Origin of the sequence: Streptomyces sp. NBC_01314, from assembly GCF_041435215.1 — a bacterium.
In the GTDB taxonomy this organism is placed as follows: domain Bacteria; phylum Actinomycetota; class Actinomycetes; order Streptomycetales; family Streptomycetaceae; genus Streptomyces.
The window spans coordinates 5,981,828-6,001,498 of the sequence record NZ_CP108394.1 but is presented as its reverse complement, the minus strand read 5'-3'; the positions used below and the strand labels follow the sequence as shown (position 1 = coordinate 6,001,498).

At 70.2% G+C, this 19,671-nt stretch carries 20 protein-coding genes; 16 read left to right on the top strand and 4 right to left on the bottom strand.

Annotation, left to right across the window (positions count from 1 at the left end; all coding sequences use genetic code 11):
* Positions 1-71 precede the first annotated feature (71 nt).
* The 3 genes from OG622_RS26295 to OG622_RS26285 all read left to right on the top strand — a co-directional run bounded on the left by OG622_RS26295 (position 72) and on the right by OG622_RS26285 (position 2,675).
* Positions 72-815 carry a TioE family transcriptional regulator gene (locus tag OG622_RS26295; protein ID WP_371579074.1) on the top strand — a complete coding sequence of 248 codons (744 nt, stop codon included), beginning with the start codon at positions 72-74 and terminating at the stop codon, positions 813-815.
* A 225-nt stretch (positions 816-1,040) separates the two neighbouring features.
* On the top strand, positions 1,041-1,898 hold the full coding sequence (locus OG622_RS26290; protein WP_371579072.1) for a hypothetical protein: 858 nt from the start codon (positions 1,041-1,043) through the stop codon (positions 1,896-1,898).
* Between the two features lie 66 nt (positions 1,899-1,964).
* On the top strand, positions 1,965-2,675 hold the full coding sequence (locus tag OG622_RS26285) for a response regulator transcription factor (protein ID WP_371579071.1): 711 nt from the start codon (positions 1,965-1,967) through the stop codon (positions 2,673-2,675).
* A gap of 24 nt (positions 2,676-2,699) precedes the next feature.
* On the opposite strand, the gene OG622_RS26280 is transcribed toward OG622_RS26285, so the two are convergent.
* Positions 2,700-3,479: a response regulator transcription factor gene (locus OG622_RS26280; RefSeq protein WP_371579070.1), complete on the bottom strand. Its 780-nt coding sequence runs from the start codon at positions 3,477-3,479 to the stop codon at positions 2,700-2,702.
* 184 nt (positions 3,480-3,663) lie between these two features.
* Between OG622_RS26280 and OG622_RS26275 the strand changes: the two genes are divergently transcribed.
* Positions 3,664-3,948 carry a hypothetical protein gene (locus tag OG622_RS26275; protein ID WP_371579069.1) on the top strand — a complete coding sequence of 95 codons (285 nt, stop codon included), beginning with the start codon at positions 3,664-3,666 and terminating at the stop codon, positions 3,946-3,948.
* A 123-nt stretch (positions 3,949-4,071) separates the two neighbouring features.
* Here the strand turns inward: OG622_RS26275 and OG622_RS26270 are convergent, their stop codons facing one another.
* Positions 4,072-5,883: a bifunctional UDP-sugar hydrolase/5'-nucleotidase gene (locus OG622_RS26270; protein WP_371579068.1), complete on the bottom strand. Its 1,812-nt coding sequence runs from the start codon at positions 5,881-5,883 to the stop codon at positions 4,072-4,074.
* A 287-nt stretch (positions 5,884-6,170) separates the two neighbouring features.
* Here OG622_RS26270 and mshD point away from each other — a divergent pair, with 287 nt between their 5' ends.
* From mshD to OG622_RS26220, 10 genes are all read left to right on the top strand, one after another.
* Positions 6,171-7,112: a mycothiol synthase gene (gene mshD / locus OG622_RS26265; RefSeq protein WP_371579067.1), complete on the top strand. Its 942-nt coding sequence runs from the start codon at positions 6,171-6,173 to the stop codon at positions 7,110-7,112.
* 92 nt (positions 7,113-7,204) lie between these two features.
* Positions 7,205-7,645, top strand: coding sequence for a GntR family transcriptional regulator (locus tag OG622_RS26260; RefSeq protein WP_371579065.1), 441 nt, complete (start codon positions 7,205-7,207; stop codon positions 7,643-7,645).
* Positions 7,642-8,571 (top strand): ABC transporter ATP-binding protein, encoded by a 930-nt coding sequence (locus tag OG622_RS26255; protein WP_371579064.1) that lies wholly within the window; start codon positions 7,642-7,644, stop codon positions 8,569-8,571. The genes OG622_RS26260 and OG622_RS26255 overlap by 4 nt, the downstream gene beginning before the upstream one ends.
* The gene (locus OG622_RS26250; RefSeq protein WP_371579063.1) at positions 8,568-9,587 is read left to right on the top strand and encodes an ABC transporter permease; all 1,020 of its coding nucleotides are present in this window, start codon (positions 8,568-8,570) and stop codon (positions 9,585-9,587) included. The genes OG622_RS26255 and OG622_RS26250 overlap by 4 nt, the downstream gene beginning before the upstream one ends.
* Positions 9,584-10,387, top strand: a complete 804-nt coding sequence (locus OG622_RS26245) for an ABC transporter permease (RefSeq protein ID WP_371579062.1) — start codon at positions 9,584-9,586, stop codon at positions 10,385-10,387. The genes OG622_RS26250 and OG622_RS26245 overlap by 4 nt, the downstream gene beginning before the upstream one ends.
* 499 nt (positions 10,388-10,886) lie before the next feature.
* Complete coding sequence (locus OG622_RS26240) at positions 10,887-13,148, top strand: RNA degradosome polyphosphate kinase (protein ID WP_371584222.1); 2,262 nt, start codon at positions 10,887-10,889, stop codon at positions 13,146-13,148.
* On the top strand, positions 13,129-14,310 hold the full coding sequence (locus OG622_RS26235; protein WP_371579061.1) for a CHAD domain-containing protein: 1,182 nt from the start codon (positions 13,129-13,131) through the stop codon (positions 14,308-14,310). Before OG622_RS26240 ends, OG622_RS26235 begins: the two co-directional genes overlap by 20 nt.
* A complete protein-coding gene (locus OG622_RS26230) occupies positions 14,307-14,729 on the top strand; it encodes an NUDIX hydrolase (RefSeq protein WP_371579060.1) in 423 nt (140 codons plus the stop codon). The genes OG622_RS26235 and OG622_RS26230 overlap by 4 nt, the downstream gene beginning before the upstream one ends.
* 364 nt (positions 14,730-15,093) lie before the next feature.
* On the top strand, positions 15,094-15,927 hold the full coding sequence (locus OG622_RS26225) for a hypothetical protein (protein ID WP_371579059.1): 834 nt from the start codon (positions 15,094-15,096) through the stop codon (positions 15,925-15,927).
* A gap of 101 nt (positions 15,928-16,028) precedes the next feature.
* Positions 16,029-16,214 (top strand): hypothetical protein, encoded by a 186-nt coding sequence (locus OG622_RS26220; RefSeq protein ID WP_371579058.1) that lies wholly within the window; start codon positions 16,029-16,031, stop codon positions 16,212-16,214.
* 185 nt (positions 16,215-16,399) lie between these two features.
* On the opposite strand, the gene OG622_RS26215 is transcribed toward OG622_RS26220, so the two are convergent.
* Positions 16,400-16,765 (bottom strand): metal-sensitive transcriptional regulator, encoded by a 366-nt coding sequence (locus OG622_RS26215; RefSeq protein WP_326581256.1) that lies wholly within the window; start codon positions 16,763-16,765, stop codon positions 16,400-16,402.
* A gap of 188 nt (positions 16,766-16,953) precedes the next feature.
* Between OG622_RS26215 and OG622_RS26210 the strand changes: the two genes are divergently transcribed.
* A complete protein-coding gene (locus tag OG622_RS26210; protein WP_037688246.1) occupies positions 16,954-17,574 on the top strand; it encodes a DUF47 domain-containing protein in 621 nt (206 codons plus the stop codon).
* 7 nt (positions 17,575-17,581) lie between these two features.
* Complete coding sequence (locus OG622_RS26205) at positions 17,582-18,580, top strand: anion permease (protein WP_371579057.1); 999 nt, start codon at positions 17,582-17,584, stop codon at positions 18,578-18,580.
* Between the two features lie 311 nt (positions 18,581-18,891).
* On the opposite strand, the gene pstB is transcribed toward OG622_RS26205, so the two are convergent.
* Entirely contained in the window at positions 18,892-19,668 is a 777-nt protein-coding gene (gene pstB / locus OG622_RS26200) for a phosphate ABC transporter ATP-binding protein PstB (RefSeq protein ID WP_371579056.1), read from the bottom strand.
* Positions 19,669-19,671: the final 3 nt, after the last annotated feature.

The following is a 19,671-nucleotide window of genomic DNA, read 5'->3' as shown; positions in this document are numbered from 1 at the left end:
AAGATCGGTTGAGGCTTGAGAAGTCACAGCCCGCAGGCTTGCTCCACGGAGTCCCGTAAAGTCTCAAACCGGTGATCACCTTGCGACCTTCCGACCTCGCCCGCGAACACGGCCTCTCGACCCAGGCGGTCCGCAACTACGAGCGGGACGGGTTCCTCCCGGCCGCCGATCGCACGCCCAGCGGCTACCGGGTCTACACCGAGGTGCACGCGGCGGCCCTCCGCGCCTTCCTCTCCCTCGTTGCGGCCTACGGACATCCGGCCGCCAGACAGATCATGCGCGCCCTGCACGAGGACGCCCTCGACGACGCCCTGCTGATCATCGACCGTGGCCACAGCCGGTCGCTCCGCGACCGGGAGACCCTCGACGCGGTGCGGGACGCGGTGGACCACCTGATGGCACAGGGCGGCGCCGAGCGTCCGACGCCGCCGACACCGCCGACACCGCCGTCGACAGAGCACGGCACGCGCACCGTCGGCGACCTCGCCCACCAGCTCCAGGTCACCCCGGCGACCCTGCGGAACTGGGAGAACGCCGGCATCCTCGCCCCCGCACGCGACCCGCTCACCGGGTACCGCGTGTACCGCGCGGCCGACATCCGCGACGCGGAGCTGGCCCACCTCCTGCGGCGTGGCGGCTATCCCCTGGACCACATCGCCACCGTGGTCCGGCGGATCCGGACGGCCGGCGGCACCGACACCCTCTCCGACGCCCTGGACGACTGGCGACGGAGACTGACCGCGCGGAGCGTCGCCATGCTCGACGCGGCGGCTCGCCTCGGCGAGTACCTGGGCCTGCTCGGCCGTGCCCCCTGATCAACGAGCGAGTGATGGTCGAGCGCTGTCGCCGCACCGGTGCGCGAGCATGGCGGATGCGCGTGACGGGTCCATGACCAATTTCTGAGCGGAGTCTGAGAAAGCTCTGACGCTGCTGTGAGGTGGGTCGTGTTCGCTACTGGTGAGTTCTTCGAGTTCTTACGTTCCCCAGACAACAGAACCGGTGACCGCCGAGCCGGTACCCAGTAGTAGGAGCGCACAGCTATGCGAACCGCACTCAAGGTCAAGGCATCTCTCAAGAAGGGCGCCCTCGTCGCGGCGTCCACCGCGCTGGCCGTGTCCGGTGTCCTGGCAGGCGCCGGTTCCGCCCAGGCGGCCGGGCCGGGCGGTGCGACGAACGTCCGGGGCGTGGACCCGGGCAACACCGACTCGATGATCGAGCGGCTGTGCAACCAGAAGACGAGCCTGACGGGCGTGTACGGCGCCCTCAACGTCCGGACCGGCGAGTTCAAGACCCAGAACGAGTACCTGCGGGACGTCTTCGGGCTGTTCGTGCCCGCCGGGGACTGGGAGACGTTCCGCGGCTGGTGCGGCAACGCGCAGGCGTCGACCTGGTCCACCACGGGCACCGCCGTCCGCACCTCCCCCTGGATCGGCAACCGGGGGTCGCAGGGCGACAAGGAGACCTTCGTCAGCAGCTACAGCACCAAGACGTTCGCCAAGAAGAGCGTCGGCGCGCAGCTCAGCTTCTCGGTCGCCAAGAGCATCTTCTCCGGCAGCGCGGGCGGCAGCTTCTCGTACGAGTGGGGCTGGGAGAAGTCGTCGAGCTTCGAGCGCCGCAGCGAGAAGGCGATCCCGCCGTGCACCCAGATCGCCGTGACGTGGACGCCGTACCAGCGCGTGGTCCGCGTCAACCCCATCTTCTACGTCGAGGACTACTCCTGGAACAAGGGCAACGGCGAGAAGACCGTCCACACCTGGCGCAACCGCTCCTACCGCACGATCTACTCGCACGGCTACTACATCGACGGCACCTCCGACAAGCTCCTCCCCAACGGCCAGCCCGACGGCCGTGAGGACAAGTGGGAAGAGAAGCTGGACCCCAAGACCTGCGCCAAGTAACGCTCCCCCAGCCCGCCCACACCCCTCTCCAAGACCAGCCACAGCGGTCGCCCTCACCTTGTGGGGATGGCGCGGAAGATTCTGCTGGTCGATGACGACGAGGCCGTACGTGAGGGGATCGGGCGGCTGCTGAGGTTCGAGGGCTACGACACCGTGCTCGCCGAGAACGGTCTCGTGGCCCTCGACGCACTGAGGGCTCCTGGCGGTGAGCCGGACCTCGTCCTCATGGACGTCACCATGCCGGGGCTCGACGGGCTCGCCGCGACCCGGCGGATCCGGGCCTCCGGCTCCACCGTGCCGATCATGATGATCACCGGCCGGGACGCGGTCGGCGACCGTATCGTCGCCCTCGACAACGGCGCCGACGACTATCTCGCCAAGCCCTTCGCCCCCGAGGAACTCCTCGCGCGCGTAAGGGCGTTGCTGCGCCGGGGCCAACCGCTCCCGCTCCGCGTGGTCGTCCCCCGTGCCCCCGCGGACCGGCTCGCCTACGCCGACGTCGTCATGGACCTCGGCAGCCGTGCCGTCACCCGCGCCGAACGCCCCCTCGCCCTCACCCGCACCGAGTACGCCCTCCTCGAATACCTCCTCCGCCACCCGGTCAAGGTCCACAGCCGCGCCCGGATCTTCCGGGAGGTCTGGGGCTTCGAGTTCGAGCCGTCCTCCAACACCCTCGACGTGTACGTCATGTACCTCCGCCGCAAACTGGAGGGCCGGGGCGAGCCCCGCATCATCCACACCGTACGGGGGCTGGGGTACACGCTGCGCGGAGCGTGACGGCGAGAGGTTTCGCTCCGGCGTCTAGTACGGACGATCCGTGTCCCGCTCCGGGAACACCCGCGCGACCGCCGCCGTACGGCTGTCGACGCCGAGCTTGCGGAAGACGTTCTCCAGGTGCTTGCGCACCGTGTGCGGGGAGACGACGAGGTGGCGGGCGATCGCCTCGTTGCCGAGTCCCCCGGCGACCGCGCGCATGACGTCGAGTTCGCGGGCGGTCAGACGGACCGTGGGTCCGTGCCGCCGACGGGCCGCCTCGCGGTAGAGGGTGTCGAGGTGGGGCCGGAGCAGTTCCAGGGTCAGCCGCTCCGCCTCGCTGAAGGGGCGGGCGCGTTCCCGTACGAAGATGAACACGCGGGTGCGGCCGGGCGCGGTCGGCAGAGCCACCGCCATGCTCGCCTTGATCGGTTTGAGGTACTCGGTGTAGAGGGGCAGGCGGCGCAGCTCCCGCGGGCTCACGAAGTCCGACAGCTGAAGCACCGGGGTGTTTCCCTGGCAGCGTTCGATGTGCAGGCAGAGCGGATGCGCGTGGCGCCACTGCCAGTACGCGTCGGGCCCGGGGTCCGGCGCGAAGCAACTGTCCGGCAGGCCCTCTTCCTGGTACGCCAGCTCGCGGCGCGTGGGGATGTCGAGTTCGCTGAAGGCGAGCTGGTCGCAGGGCACGAGCGCGTACAGACCCCGGAGCAGCGCGGGCGGGAGCACGGCATCGGCGGAGCGCTCCGTCCCGTCGTCCCGCCGGGCGTCCTCGACGACGTCCCGCATCGCCCGCAGATGCCGTTCCGTGAGGGATTGCCGGCCGGCCATGAGCGCCTCCTCCCCGGGTCGCCCTACCAAGCTAGCGCTGCGGACTCCCAAAACATACGTGGATGCGCTTTTCGGGACACAGGTGGATGGGATCGCCGCAACATACGCGGATGCGCTAATACCCGGGCGAGTACGGAGGATCCAGGGTGAGGGAGGAGAACGACAAGGAAAGGAGGCGACTGCCATGCAGGTCATGCACGGGCGCCTTGGTCTTCTGATCCCCGCCGCCTTCGTCTGCGCGTTGCTCGCCGCACCGTCGACGACGGCCGCCCCTACGGAACCCGGCTCCGCCGACGTCGGCACGACGCACCCCACCCGGCACATCACCAACGGCGCGGGCGGGCTCGCCTGTGGCGGCCGGTTCGACGCGGGCTGCGGCACGGGAGTCGTCACCCACGCCGACGGTTCCCTGTCCCTCGACGGCCGCCCGACGGGAGGGGGCGTGGCGCCGGGATACCCGAGGCCGTGACAGAAAAAGCGGTTCCCCGCGCCCCGGGAGGGGCGCGGGGAACCGCGCGATCAGGCATGTTCAAGCCCGATCAGGGATGTTCGAACCGCACTGGACGGACGGCCCGAAGCAACCCGCGAGGGGCTAGTTGATGATCGTGATCCGGTTGGCCGCCGGCGGCGCGATCGGGCTGCTCGCCGAGGAGTTGGCCAGCAGGTACTGCTCCAGCGCGGCGAGGTCGTCCGCGCCGACCAGGTCGTTCGTGCCCTGACCCAGCGTCGGGTAGCCGTCGCCGCCGCCCGCGAGGAAGTTGTTGGTGGCGACGCGGTACGTGGCGGCCGGGTCGATGGCGACACCGTTGAGCTTGATGGTGGCGACGACGACGCGGTCGGCGCCGGACTTCGTGAGGTCGAGCGTGTACGTCAGGCCGGACGACGGCTGCAGCACCTTCGGCGCGGCGGTGTTCGAACCGCTCACCTGCTCCTTGAGAACCTGGATGATCTGGGCACCCGTGAAGTCCTGCAGGTTGACCGTGTTGGAGAACGGCTGGACGGTGAAGCCCTCGGCGTAGGTCACCACGCCGTCGCCCTCGGTGCCCTTGGCCGCGTAGGTGAGCGGCCCGCGCACACCACCGGCGTTCATCAGCGCGAGGTCGACCCCGGGGTCCAGCGTCTTGCCGTACCAGTACTGCGCGTCGGCGATGAGGTCACCCATCGGGGTCTCGGTGCCGACGTTGGCCACATCGCCGGTTATGTAGCCGATGGTGCGGTTGCCGATGGGGGCGGCGAGGGTGTTCCACCTGCTGATGAGGGCCGTCATGTCGGCGGCCTTCGCGACGGTCCGGGTGACCACGTGGTTCGCGGACTTCACGGCCGTACGGGAGATGTCGTTGGTCTGACGGTCGTACGTCAGCGTCGTGTCGGTGTAGAGGCGGCCGAAGGACGCGGCCGAGGTGACCATGCGCGGCTGACCCGCCGGGTCGTTGATCGTGCAGGCGTACGCGGCGTGCGTGTGGCCGGTGACGAGGGCGTCGACCTTCGGCGTGATGTTCTTGGCGATGTCGACGATCGGACCGGAGATGCCGTCACCGGCGCCGGGCGAGTCGCAGTCGTAGTTGTACGACTGCGAGGCGGGGAGACCGCCCTCGTGGATCAGCGCGACGACCGACTTGACGCCCTGGCTCTCCAACTCCTTGGCGTACTTGTTGATCGTCTCGACCTCGTCCTTGAACTTGAGGCCCTTGACGCCCTCGGCGGAGACGACGCCCGGGGTGTCCTCCAGCGTCACACCGATGAAGCCGATCTTGACGCCGTTCTTCTTCCACACCCAGTAGGGCTTCAGGAGCGGCTTGCCGGTCTTCTCCTCGATGACGTTCGCCGCGAGGTACGGGAAGTCGGCACCCTTGAACTTCTTGCCCTCGACGTAGCAGCCGTCGGTCTTGTGACAGCCGCCCTTCTGCAGGCGGCGCAGTTCCTTGGCGCCCTCGTCGAACTCGTGGTTGCCGACGCTCGTCACATCGAGTTTGAGGCCGTTCAGCGCCTCGATGGTGGGCTCGTCGTGGAACAGGCCCGAGATCAGCGGGGAGGCGCCGACCATGTCACCCGCGGCGGCCGTGATCGAGAACTTCGTGTTGGCCTTGCGGGCCTCCCGCAGGTGCGTCGCCAGGTACTCGACACCACCGGCGTTGATCGTCGTGGTCGTACCGTCCTCGTGCAGCTCGCTCACCCGGCCCGAGGAACCGGCCGGCGGCTCCAGGTTGCCGTGCAGGTCGTTGAACGACAGCAGTTGCACGTCCTGGTACCGCGGCTTGCTCTTGCCGGGCTTGTGAGACTGCGCCTCACCGGCACTCGCCGGGATCGCGGCGGCCAGCGCCCCGAGGGTCGCCAGGCCTGCCGCGGTGGCGATGATCCGGTTGCGGCGGCTTCTGCGGCGGTGCGCTTGGGGTGTGGCTGACATGTGCCCCCCTGGATTCGTGAGATGTAAGAGAAACGTGAGAACAGGCCCCGTGGGCCCGAAGCGTAGGGTCAACGCGCGTAGCGCGACAGGGGGTTCATGGTTACGACCTGGTTGCCGTCAGGGAGGACTGGGAACGAAACGGCACGTATGGGGGCGCCGGACCGTGACATCCACGGCTCCACCGGGTGGCGCGATCCGTCACATTCAAGCCGCCGCCACGCGACAACGGGAAGCAACCGAGCTCGTGGGCGCTCCCCCCGGCCCACCCCACGGTTAACCTCGAACCCATGACCAGCGACGACACCGCCCGGCCCGGCCCAGCGGCAAGCGCAGCCGCCCGCAGCATCGAAACCCGACCGGAACTCACCCCCGACCAGAAGGACTCCGTCCTCACGCTGCTCGACGAGGCCGCCCAGGTGGACGGCCAGCAGGCGGTGTCCGAGCAGGGCCGCCTCCAGCTCCGCGGCGGACCCCGGGACGGCGTACGCCACCTCCTTCTCAGCGTCGGGGACGACCTGGTCGGTTACGCCCAGCTGGAGGACAACGACCCCATCGAGGCCCCCGCCGCCGAGCTGGTCGTCCACCCCTCCCACCGGGGCCACGGGCACGGCCGGGCACTGGGCGCCGCCCTGCTCGCCGAGTCCGGCAAGCGCCTGCGCGTCTGGGCGCACGGCGGCCACTCCGCCGCCCGCCACCTCGCCCAGGTCCTCGGCCTCACCCTGTTCCGCGAACTGCGCCAGATGCGCCGCTCGCTGGCCGATTTCGACCCTCCCGAGCCGGTGCTGCCCGGCGGTGTCACCGTCCGCCCGTTCGTCCCCGGCGAGGACGACACGGCCTGGCTCGCCGCGAACGCGGAGGCCTTCGCCCACCACCCCGAACAGGGCTCCCTCACCCAGCGCGACCTCGACGACCGCAAGGCCGAACCCTGGTTCGACCCGGCGGGCTTCTTCCTGGCCTTCCGGGGCGACGAACTCCTCGGTTTCCACTGGACGAAGGCGCACACGGCCGAACAGCTCGGCGAGGTCTACGTCGTCGGCGTCCGCCCCGGCGCCCAGGGCGGCGGCCTCGGCAAGGCCCTCACCACGATCGGCCTGCGCCACCTCGCCGCCCAGGGCCTGCCCACCGCGATGCTCTACGTCGACGCCGACAACAAGGCGGCGGTGACCGTGTACGAACGCCTCGGATTCGTGACGTACGAGACGGACCTGATGTACCGCAGCGAAACCTGACTTATCCACAGGCCGGGGGCGGTGTTGTTGACACCGCCCCCTCTCTTGCACCACCCTTTCACTACTCAATTAGTGAAAGGGTGGTTGTTCGAGTGGTCGAGTACCGCATCGACCGGCGCAGCGGTGTCGCCACCTACGTGCAGATCGTCCACCAGACCAAACAGGCCCTGCGACTGGGCCTGTTGGAGCCCGGCGACAAGCTCCCCACGGCCCGCGAGGTCGTGGAAGCCACCGCGATCAACCCGAACACGGTGCTGAAGGCCTACCGCGAGCTGGAACGCGAAGGCCTGGTCGAGGCCCGCCGCGGCCTCGGCACGTTCGTACGGAAGTCACTGGGCGCCACGCCCGTCGACTCCCCGCTGCGGGCCGAGCTGGACGCATGGGCCGTACGGGCCCGGGAGACCGGCCTGGAACGGGACGACGCGGCGGCGCTCTTCACGTCCGTACTGGACGAACACTTCACCAAAGACCAGCGTGACCAGCGAGATCAGCGAGATCAGCGAGATCAGAAGGATCAGGGGGACGAGGCATGACGGGGACCGCGATCGAGGCGGCCGCGCTCGGCAAGAGGTTCGGGTGGCGGCAGGGGGGCTGGGCGCTGCGTGACTGCACGCTGCGGCTGCCGATGGGGCGGGTGTGCGCGGTCGTCGGACCGAACGGCGCGGGCAAGTCGACACTCCTGGCCCACGCGGCCGGGCTGCTCGCCCCCACCGAGGGCGCGATCACGGTGCTGGGCACGACCCCGGCGGCGGCCCGCGAGCGCATCGCCTACGTCGCCCAGGACAAGCCCCTCTACCCGCAGCTGACCGTCGCCCAGACACTGCGGCTGGGCCACGAACTCAACCCCCGGCACTGGGACGCGGCCGTCGCCGAGCGGGTGGTGGACGCGGGCGGGCTGAACCGGGACGCCAAGATCCGCTCCCTCTCGGGCGGCCAGCGCACCCGGGTCGCGCTCGCCCTCGCCCTCGGCAAGCGGCCCGAACTGCTGCTCCTGGACGAGCCGATGGCCGACCTCGACCCGCTCGCCCGGCACCAGCTGATGGGCACCCTGCTGGCGGAGGCCGCCGAGCACGGCACCACGGTTGTCATGTCCTCGCACGTGGTGGCCGAACTGGAGGGCTCCTGCGACCACTTGTTCCTGCTGGGTGCCGGGTGCGTCCGGCTCGCGGGCCCGATGGACGAGATACTCGCCGCGCACACCCTGGTCACCGGCCCGGCCGGCGATCTCGCCCCGCACACGGTCGTCGAGTCCCGCACGACGGGGCGTCAGCTCACCGCGCTCATCCGCCCGCAGGGCCCCATCGGCCCCGACTGGCGAACGGCCGAACCAACCCTGGAGGAGCTGGTCCTCGCCCACCTGCGGGCGCCCGAGGCCCCGGCCCTCACCGTCGACGACGAGGGTGATGACGACCACGCCGGCGAGACCGACGGGGCCGAAGCGCGGGAGGCGGCGGTATGAGCACCACGACCACCGAGACCGTCCGCTCCGAAATGCCGACCCCGGCCCCGGCCATGACCCCGACCCGGGGTCTGATCCGGGCGACACTCCGCGTGCACCAGTCGGCCCTGTGGTTCTGGGGGCTGCTGGTGGGGCTGGCCGCCGGCGGGCTGCTGTGGGCTGCCGGACCGGGGGTGGACGCGGCCTGGGCGGAGTACGTGAAGAGCGGCTGCGCGGAGGCCGAGTACTGCGAAGTGGGCCCCGCGTACAACCGGTTCGACCTGATCGTCGGCCTCGGCTCCGTCGCCCTCGCCATCGCTCCACTCCTGATCGGCGCCTGGGCGGGCGGTGCCCTGATCGCCCGCGATCTGGAGAACGGCACCGCCAGGCTGGCCTGGACCCAGTCCGTCTCCCCGGCCCGCTGGCTGGCCGCCAAGCTCGCCGTCCCGGCCGCCCTGATCGCCTCGGGGACGGTCCTGCTGACCCTGCTGAACCGCCTGGTGTGGTGGCGGGAGGAGCAGCTGCGGCACGCACTCGGAACCCGGGACTGGTTCCAGTACAGCACCTTCATGGGCAACGGCACCCTCGCCACCGCCTACGCGCTGCTCGCCCTGGCCCTCGGCGTCCTCGCGGGCCTGCTGATCCGCCGTTCCCTGCCCGCGCTCGCCGCCGGGTTCGTGGGCGTGGCCGTCTTCATGAGCATCTTCCGGACGCGGCGCCATGCCCTGTGGCCGACCGAGACCCTCGTCTCCAAGGCCTCCGACCGGAGCTGGACGGGCGAGCTGGTCGACCGCGGCATCGTCCTCACCTCCGGCGACCGTGTCTCGAACGGGGCGTGCGCGGACGTCTCCTGCGACCGGACCGACGTCGCCGGTTACTACACCGACTTCCACCCCTCCTCCCACTTCTGGCCCCTCCAGTTCGTCGAGACCGGCATCGTCCTCACCGTCACCGCCCTGCTGGTCCTGGCCGCCTTCCAGCTGCTGCGCCGCCGTACGGGAAGCGTCGCCTCACCGCGTAAGGGAGGAACGACATGACCACCACGACCGCACCCGCCCTCCCCGCCGCCCACCGCGGCCTGGTCCGGACCGTGCTGCGCCTGCACCGCTCGGCGCTGCTGGTGTGGGGCGCGTACGTCCTGGCCATGGCGGGCTGGATGCTCTGGCTGCGGATCGTCACCCTGGACGAGATATGGCGGGAGAGCGCGGCGTGCAGGAGGCGCGGCGGATGCATCGACATCGAGTCCGCGATGTCGTACGGCATGTACATGAGCATGATCGGCACGCTCGTCTCGTACCTCTGCTACGGCGTGGCCGCCTGGGCCGGGGCCTCGCTGACCGGCCGCGAGCTGGAGCGGGGCACGGCCCAGCTGGCCTGGACGCAGTCGGTCACCCCGACCCGGTGGCTCGTCGTCAAACTGGCGGTGCCCGCCGCGCTGCTCGTCCTCGGCACCACCGTCCTGGTCCTGCTCTACCGCTCCGCCTGGGGAGCGGACCGGAGTGTCATGGGCGACGAGTGGGACTACCCCGACCCGATGGTGAACCGCGGCCCCCTGCTCGTGGCGTACGCCCTGTGCGCGCTGGCGGTGGGTGCCCTGGCGGGCCTCGCCCTGAAGCGGGCACTGCCGGCGCTCGCCGTGGCCCTCGGCTTCATGGTCTGGTTCCACCTGTACCTCGACCAGCACACCGGGGACCTGCGGCCCACCGGCCAGCCCGTCGGGACCCGGCCGTCCTCGCACTTCTGGCCACTGCACCTCATGGCCACCGGCATCGTCCTCGCCGTCACCGTCGTGGCCACCGCCGCCGCCTTCTGGCTCCTGCGCCGTCGCAGCCGCTGACCGGGCGGCGTCCACCACCCGAGCCACGAGAGTCCGGCCGGCCCATCGACCAGGCACGCCCCTCCTACGGGGGGAGGGGCGGTGCCCACGGCGTACGGCCGGTGAACAGCGCGCGACGGCGGAACCAGCGTGCGCCGGGGCCCGCGCGTGCCTCCGCGCGGGCTTCCGCACGTGCCTCCGGCGGGCTTCCGCGGAACCGGCGGTCCTCCCTCCGCTATCCCGCACGTAAGGTCTCCGTAACCGGCGATTCAGACAGCCTTGCGACGCTTCCGCAATGAACCCCGTCGTCCCTGAGCCCTCGCCTCCCCCACGCAACGGCCCAAGCAACGGGAAGAGCGCGGGGAGCGGCACCCGTGCGACCGCGCCCGTCGCCCCGGACCGGGCCGCCGATGTCGTCGACGTCGTCGCGCGCATCGACGCGGACATCGCCGAGAACGACGCCGCGAACGCCTTCGCGCCCGTCCCTTCACTCCCACCGGCCCTGTCTGACGCGCCTGTGATGCTCGCGGCGCGGAAGAATGGTGTCATGAGCCAGTCCAACGCCCAGGCAGACCCGGTCCAGCACGCACAGCCGACCGTCGGCTCCATAACGGGCCACCGCCCGCACACGGTGTCGGCCGCCGTCTCCGACCTGGAACCCGACATCGACGCCGACCTCGACGGATACGAGGAAGAAGAGTACGACGGCGAAAAGCTGCCGCAGGGCCGTTTCCTCGACCGGGAGCGCAGCTGGCTCGCCTTCAACGAGCGTGTCCTGGAACTGGCCGAGGACCCCCACACCCCCCTCCTCGAACGGGCGAACTTCCTGGCGATCTTCGCCAGCAATCTCGACGAGTTCTTCATGGTCCGGGTGGCCGGCCTGAAGCGCCGTATCGCCACCGGCGTGGCCACCCGCTCCGCCTCCGGCCTCCAGCCCCGCGAGGTGCTGGAGATGATCTGGGCCCGCTCCCGTGAGCTGATGGCGCGGCACGCCGCCTGCTTCCACGAGGACGTCGCCCCGGCACTGGCCGAGGAGGGCGTGCACCTGGTCCGCTGGAGCGAACTGGCGGAGAAGGAGCAGGCCCGCCTCTTCACGCTCTTCCGCCACCAGATCTTCCCGGTCCTGACGCCACTGGCCGTCGACCCGGCGCACCCCTTCCCGTACATCTCGGGTCTCTCCCTGAACCTGGCCGTACGCGTACAGAACCCCGTGACCGGCACCTCGCACTTCGCCCGCGTCAAGGTGCCGCCGCTGCTGTCCCGCTTCCTGGAGGCCTCCCCGGGCCGGTTCGTCCCCCTGGAGGACGTGATCGGCGCACATCTGGAGGAGCTGTTCCCGGGCATGGAGGTGCTGGAGCACCACGCCTTCCGGGTCACCCGCAACGAGGACCTGGAGGTCGAGGAGGACGACGCCGAGAACCTCCTCCAGGCCCTGGAGAAGGAGCTCATGCGGCGCCGTTTCGGGCCGCCGGTGCGCCTGGAGGTCGAGGAGAACATCAACCAGGAGGTCCTGGACCTGCTGGTGCGCGAGCTGAAGATCAAGGAGTCCGAGGTCTACCCGCTGACCGGGCCCCTGGACCTCACCGGCCTCTTCCGCATCGCCTCCCTGGACCGGCCCGAGCTGAAGTACCGCAAGTTCGTCGCCGGCGTCCACCGCGACCTGGCCGAGGTCGAGTCGGCGTCCGCACCCGACATTTTCGCCGCGCTGCGCAACCGGGACGTGCTGCTGCACCACCCGTACGACTCCTTCTCGACGTCGGTGCAGGCGTTCCTGGAGCAGGCGGCCGAGGACCCGGACGTCCTCGCGATCAAGCAGACCCTGTACCGGACGTCCGGCGACTCCCCCATAGTCAACTCGCTCATCGACGCCGCCGAGGCCGGCAAGCAGGTCCTCGTCCTGGTCGAGATCAAGGCCCGCTTCGACGAGCACGCCAACATCAAGTGGGCTCGGAAGCTGGAGGAGGCCGGCTGCCACGTCGTCTACGGCCTGGTCGGTCTGAAGACCCACTGCAAGCTGTCCCTGGTGGTCCGTCAGGAGGGCGACACCCTCCGCCGCTACAGCCACGTCGGTACGGGCAACTACCACCCGAAGACGGCGCGGCTGTACGAGGACCTGGGCGTGCTGACGTCGGACCCGCAGGTCGGCGCGGACCTCTCCGACCTCTTCAACCGGCTCTCCGGCTACTCGCGCCGCGAGACCTACCGCCGCCTCCTCGTCGCGCCCAAGTCCCTGCGCGACGGCCTGATCGCACGCGTCAACAAGGAGGTCCAGCACCACCGTGCCGGACGTCCCGCGTACGTCCGCATCAAGGTCAACTCGATCGTGGACGAGGCGCTCATCGACGCCCTGTACCGGGCCTCGCAGGCGGGTGTACCCATCGACGTGTGGGTGCGCGGCATATGCGCCATCCGACCCGGCGTCCCGGGCCTGTCGGAGAACGTCCGGGTGCGCTCCGTCCTCGGCCGCTTCCTCGAACACTCCCGGGTCTTCGGCTTCGGCAACGGCGGTGAGCCGGAGGTGTGGTTCGGCAGCGCCGACATGATGCACCGCAACCTCGACCGCCGGATCGAGGCCCTGATCCGGATCACCGACCCGGCCCACCGGGCGACCCTCAACCGTCTGCTGGAGACCGGTATGTCCGACACGACCTCCTCCTGGCACCTCGGTCCCGACGGCGAGTGGACCCGGCACTCGTACGACGCGGACGGCCAGCCCCTGCGCAACGTCCAGGAGACGCTCATTGACGCCCGGAGGCGCCGGCGTGGCACAGCAACACCTTGACCCCACGAACTCCACGAACTCCACGGTCGTCCCCGCCGACGCCGTCGCCGGCTATCTGCGGGCCCAGGCCACGGAGTTCCTCCGCGCGCTGCGCACCCACCGCGAGACCGGCGGGGGCGCGGCGGCGGGAGCCGAGGAGTCCGCCTACGCCGCCCTGGCCCTGCGCAGATCGGCCCGCCGCATCAGCGGCACGCTGCACACCTTCCGCCCCCTCCTCGACACGGACTGGTCGGAGTCCCTCCGCCCCGAACTGGCCTGGCTGTCGGGCAGCCTGGGCCGCGAACACGCCTACGCGGCCCGCCTCAACCGCCTGGTGACGGCCCTCAACCGCCTCTCAGGAGCGACCCCTTTCCCCACCCAGCCGCCCATCCCCACCCGCCCCACCACCACCTCCGCGACAACCGGCCGCTCCACCACAGCCGCCTCCACCGCGGGCGCACGCCCCGCTGACGCAGCCTCCACCGCAGGCAGTCGGTCCGTCGACGCCACTTCCACAGCCGGTGGACGATCCCCCGCCGCCGTGCCCACCCCCGACCGCGGCAACCTGACCGTCGGCGCGGCCAAGGCGGGCGCCCTCCTGGACCGTCAGCTCACCCTCGCCCGCACCCGGGCCCACTCCGCGGCCCTCCAGGCCCTCGGCTCCAGCCGCTTCCACGCCGTCGCGGACAGCCTCGCCGTCCTCGCCAGCGAGGTGCCCCTCACCCCCACCGCCCCCACCGCGGACCTGCGCCCCCTCGCCGCCGCCGCTCACGACCGCCTCCGCGACGCGGTCACCGGCCTCCCCCTCCACATGGCAGGCCACCCGTACAACGCCGAGGCCCTCATCCACGGCCTCTCCCCGGACACCGCGCCCCACCCCCAGGACGCCCCCTGGCACCAGGTACGGCTCCTGCTCCGCCTCCACCGCTACGCCCTGGAGGTCCTGTACCCCGAGGCCGTCCCCGTCGACGTACGGCTCCTCGCGGCCGGCGAGGCCCTCAACCGCCACCGCGACGCCTCCGAAGCGGCCTCCGCGGCGGCCTCCGCCGCCCGCACCCCCCGCATCACGCCGGCCACGGCCTACGCCCTCGGCGTCCTCCACGCCGACCAGCGCCACGAAGTGGAGGCATCCCGGTTCGCGTTCCAGCAGTCCTGGCAGAAGGAGGCGGTGAGCACGTCGTGACCGAGAACAGCGATGCCATCATCCAGGCGGCGGGCTGCGTGCTGTGGCGCCGCTCGCCCGACGGCGGAGACCTGCGGATCTGCCTGGTCCACCGGCCGAAGTACGACGACTGGTCCCACCCCAAGGGCAAGTTGAAGCGCGACGAGGACGCCCTCACCGGCGCGCTGCGCGAGGTCGAGGAGGAGACCGGCCACCACTGCGCGCCCGGCCCCCGGCTGCCCACGACCCACTACTTCGTCAACGGACGTGCCAAGCAGGTGAGTTACTGGGCGGCCGAGGCGACCGACGGTCACTTCGCGCCCAACCGGGAGGTGGACCGCATCCTCTGGCTGGACCCGACCGCCGCCCGCGCCCGCCTCACCCAGCCCCGAGACCGCGAACTGATCGACGAGTTCCTGGCGACCCTCCGCCACGCGTGATCCTCCGCCACGCGTGACTCTCCGCCACGCCTGGCCCTCACATCCCGCTCGCCGTGTGCCCCTCCGCGTCCGTCCGCGCCAGGCTCCGGGCCCGCCGGGCCGGACCGCGCCAGCCGCAGCTGCATCTCGCCACGCAGAACTGGCCCTGTTCGACAGTGGTCGTACGGTGCTGCTGCGGAGGTATCGGCTCGCCCTGATGCGCCACACCGACAACGTTACCCAGGGCAAGTAACCCCGATCCCTCCCACCCTGAGCTATTCGGCGCCCCCACTCCCTCCCCCGCGTGACGACCTCCCCAACCCGTCGTTATCACGAAAACAAGCAGGTGGACCCGGTACGGACCCGGCCAGGGGGTTGGCAGGCGATGGTGACGCGGCGGCACAGCAGAACAGGCGCGGCACTCGTCGCGGCGGGACTCATCGTCGGCGCGACCGGTGTCACCGGCTGCTCGGTCGGCGGCCCCTTCGACGACTCCCTCCCCTCCGACCCGGTGGCACTGCTGCACCGGGCCGCCCCCACCCTCGTCCGCGCGGGCAGCTCCAAGGCCCGTACGGAGATGGAGATGGCCACCGGCGGCACCCGCGTGACCATCCACGGCGAGGGCGTCTACGACTACGGCAGACAGCTCGGCAGGCTCAAGGTGCTGCTCCCGCACGACCCCACCGGCCGCAGCGAGCACCGCCCGATCACCGAACTCCTCGCTCCCGGTGCCCTGTTCATGAAGAACCGGGGTGCGGGCGTGCCCACCGACAAATGGGTCCGCGTCGACACGGGCACCCTCTCCGACGGCAACCTGGTCACCGGCGGCGCCACCGACCCGTTCGCCGCGGCCGAGGTGCTGCGCGGGACGCGTACGGCGACGTTCGTCGGCGAGACCGAGATCGACGGCACCCGGGTCCGGCACTACCGCGGCACCGCCGACCTCACGGTTGCCGCCCGCGCGGCCTCCGAGGGCAACCGGGCCCCCCTGCGCGCCGCCGCCAAGGGGTTCGCCACCGCCCAGGTCCCTTTCGACGCCTACCTCGACGACGAGGGCCGCATCCGGAAGGTGTGCCACCGCTTCAGCTTCGTCAACGGCGCCCGGCAGGGCACGATCGCCGTCGCTTCGACGACCCTGCTGTACGACTTCGGCGCCCCCGTCACCGTACGGCTGCCGAGACCCGAGGACATCTACGCCGGAAAGATCGCGGAGGACTAGGGCCTGTCGGAAAGTACCGGGCCGGAAATGGTCCGTTGGTGCCATGCGCGGGCTGTGGGCCGCTGCCTACCCTAGGAGTCGGTGACGGCAGAGAAGAGGTGATGCGTGTGGCTCCGGCAGGCGGTACGGCGGTTCAGGACCACGTGGCCCTCGCCGAGATCGAGCTCTGCGGCGACCTCATCATCGCGGCCTCGACCACCGACGGCGACCGCCTCAGCCCCGACCGCATCGACGAGGTCCTGCGCGTCTGGGAAGAGCACGCCCACGAGGACGAAACGCCCCGGTAGCGGACGGCCGCGCGGGGACACCGTCCCCGGGCCGGCATACCCGTGGCCACACCGCCCACAGCGGCCTCGCCCGCCGACGGCACTCGCCGACGCCACCCTGCGACCGACCCGGTGACCGCACCTGATGGCCACACCTGATGGCCGAAAAGCAACCCCAGGCGGCACACCCCCAGGCCACCCGGCGCTCAGGTCCGCAGCAGCCGCCCGATCGCCTTCGTGGCCTCCTCGACCTTCGCGTCGATCTCGGTGCCGCCCTTGAGAGCCGCGTCGGCGACGCAGTGCCGCAGGTGTTCTTCCAGCAGTTGCAGGGCGAAGGACTGCAGGGCCTTGGTGGAGGCCGAGACCTGGGTGAGTATGTCGATGCAGTAGACATCCTCGTCGACCATCCGCTGGAGCCCACGGATCTGCCCCTCGATGCGCCGCAGGCGCTTCAAGTGCTCGTCCTTCTGCTGGTGATACCCGTGGATTCCACGGTCGTGGTCGGTCACGACACCCGGCTCCACGCCGTCTACGGCGGAGGGCACTTCAGCGCCGGCCCCTGTGGTCGTCATCGCAGCCTCCAGACATATACCCCTACCGGGTATATGGTAGCGAACTTTGGCGGGTATACGCCCTGCGGGCGGCCCCCCTGCCGGTCGATCTGTCCCATGGGCGACACTGGGGGACGGCCCATTAGCCGTGGCCGGATGATGCGCCTAGCATCAGCCTGACCGAATCCAATGCATACCGAGGACCCCACGTGCGCTTTCGTCTGACCCCCAGGGAGACGAGCTTCTACGACATGTTCGCCGCATCCGCGGACAACATCGTCACGGGCTCGAAACTCCTCATGGAACTGCTCGGGGCGGACACCGCCGGCCGGGCCGAGATCGCAGAGCGTATGCGGGCCGCTGAACACGCCGGTGACGACGCCACCCACGCGATCTTCCACCAACTGAACTCCTCGTTCATCACGCCCTTCGACCGCGAGGACATCTACAACCTCGCGTCGTCCCTCGACGACATCATGGACTTCATGGAGGAGGCCGTCGACCTGGTCGTCCTCTACAACGTCGAGGAACTCCCCAAGGGCGTCGAGCAGCAGATCGAGGTGCTGGCGCGGGCCGCCGAGCTGACCGCGGAGGCCATGCCGAACCTGCGGACCATGGCCAACCTCACGGAGTACTGGATCGAGGTCAACCGGCTGGAGAACCAGGCCGACCAGATCCACCGCAAGCTGCTGGCCATGCTCTTCAACGGCAAGTACGAGGCCATCGAGGTGCTGAAACTCAAGCAGATCGTGGATGTGCTGGAGGAGGCGGCGGACGCGTTCGAGCACGTGGCGAACACGGTGGAGACCATCGCCGTCAAGGAGTCCTGAACCCTTCATGGACACCTTCGCTCTGATCGTGACCATAGGGGTCGCGCTCTTCTTCACGTACACCAACGGCTTCCACGACTCCGCGAACGCGATCGCGACATCGGTGTCGACCCGCGCGCTGACGCCCCGCGCGGCCCTCGCCATGGCCGCGGTGATGAACCTCGTCGGCGCGTTCCTCGGCAGCGGCGTCGCCAAGACGGTCAGCGAGGGCGTGATCTCCACGCCCGAGGGCTCGAAGGGGATGGGCATCCTCTTCGCGGCACTGGTCGGCGCGATCACCTGGAACCTCGTCACCTGGTACTTCGGCCTCCCGTCGTCGTCCTCCCACGCGCTGTTCGGCGGCATGGTGGGCGCGGCACTCGCGGGCGGTACGACGGTCTACTGGTCCGGCGTGCTGGAGAAGATCGTCATCCCGATGTTCGTGTCACCGGTGGTCGGCCTGGTCGTCGGCTATCTGGTGATGGCGGCGATCATGTGGATATTCCGCCGCGCCAACCCGCACAAGGCGAAGCGCGGTTTCCGTATAGCGCAGACCGTGTCGGCGGCGGGCATGGCCCTCGGCCACGGTCTCCAGGACGCCCAGAAGACGATGGGCATCGTCGTCATGGCCCTGGTCATCGCGGACGTCGAGGACTACGGCGACCCCATCCCGGTCTGGGTGAAGATCGTCTGCGCGGTCATGCTCTCCCTCGGTACGTACGCGGGCGGCTGGCGCATCATGCGGACCCTGGGCCGGAAGATCATCGAGCTCGACCCGCCGCAGGGCTTCGCCGCCGAGACCACCGGCGCGTCGATCATGTTCATCACGGCCTTCATCTTCAAGGCCCCCATCTCCACGACCCACATCATCACCTCGGCGATCATGGGAGTCGGCGCGACCAAGCGCATCAACGCCGTCCGCTGGGGCGTGGCCAAGAACATCATCCTCGGCTGGTTCATCACGATGCCGGCCGCGGCCCTGGTCGCCGCGACGAGCTTCTGGATCGTGAACCTGGCGGTCCTGTAGCCCCCGCCCCGCCCCACAAGGGCCGCGGGGAACTGCGCCCCGTCAGGGGCGCAGGGAACTGCGCGAGAAGCCCCACCGGACCCGCGCCCGACCACTCGGCGATGGGGGTCCGGGGGCGCAGCCCCCAGGGATGGGACGGGCAGGGGCGGCGGGGGCGAGAAAAACCGGCCTGCCACGCCCCCGCGGGAAAGGCCCCCGCACCGGACGAAGAAAGGGCCCGCCCCCGGGAGCCGGGGACGGGCCCTTCACCTACCTCGCGGCGGCACCGCCATGCAGCACCGCGAGGAGTTCCTTCGGACGAGGACGACGGCCTAGCCGAAGCGGCCGGAGATGTAGTCCTCCGTGGCCTGGACGGAGGGGTTGGAGAAGATCCGCTCCGTGTCGTCGATCTCGATGAGCTTGCCGGGCTGCCCGACGGCCGAGAGGTTGAAGAACGCCGTACGGTCGGAGACACGCGCCGCCTGCTGCATGTTGTGCGTCACGATGACGATCGTGAAGCGCTCCTTCAGCTCACCGATGAGGTCCTCGATGGCGAGCGTCGAGATCGGGTCCAGCGCGGAGCACGGCTCGTCCATGAGCAGCACCTTCGGCTCGACCGCGATCGCGCGGGCGATGCACAGCCGCTGCTGCTGACCGCCGGAGAGACCGGAACCCGGCTTGTTGAGGCGGTCCTTGACCTCTTTCCAGAGGTTCGCGCCCTTGAGGGACTTCTCGACGATGTCGTCCAGCTCGGACTTCTTCTTGCCGCCGACCAGCTTCAGGCCCGCCGCCACGTTGTCGTAGATCGACATCGTGGGGAACGGGTTCGGCCGCTGGAAGACCATGCCGACCTCACGCCGCACGGACACCGGGTCGACCCCGGCGCCGTACAGGTTCTCGTCGTCGAGCATGACCTTGCCCTCGACGCGGCCGCCCGGCGTGACCTCGTGCATCCGGTTCAGGGTGCGCAGGAACGTGGACTTGCCGCAGCCGGAGGGACCGATGAAGGCCGTCACCGTACGGGGCTCTATGGCGATCGAGATGTCCTCGATGGCCCGGAAGGAGCTGTAGTAGGCGTTGAGGCCGCTGACGTCAATTCGCTTGGCCATGAA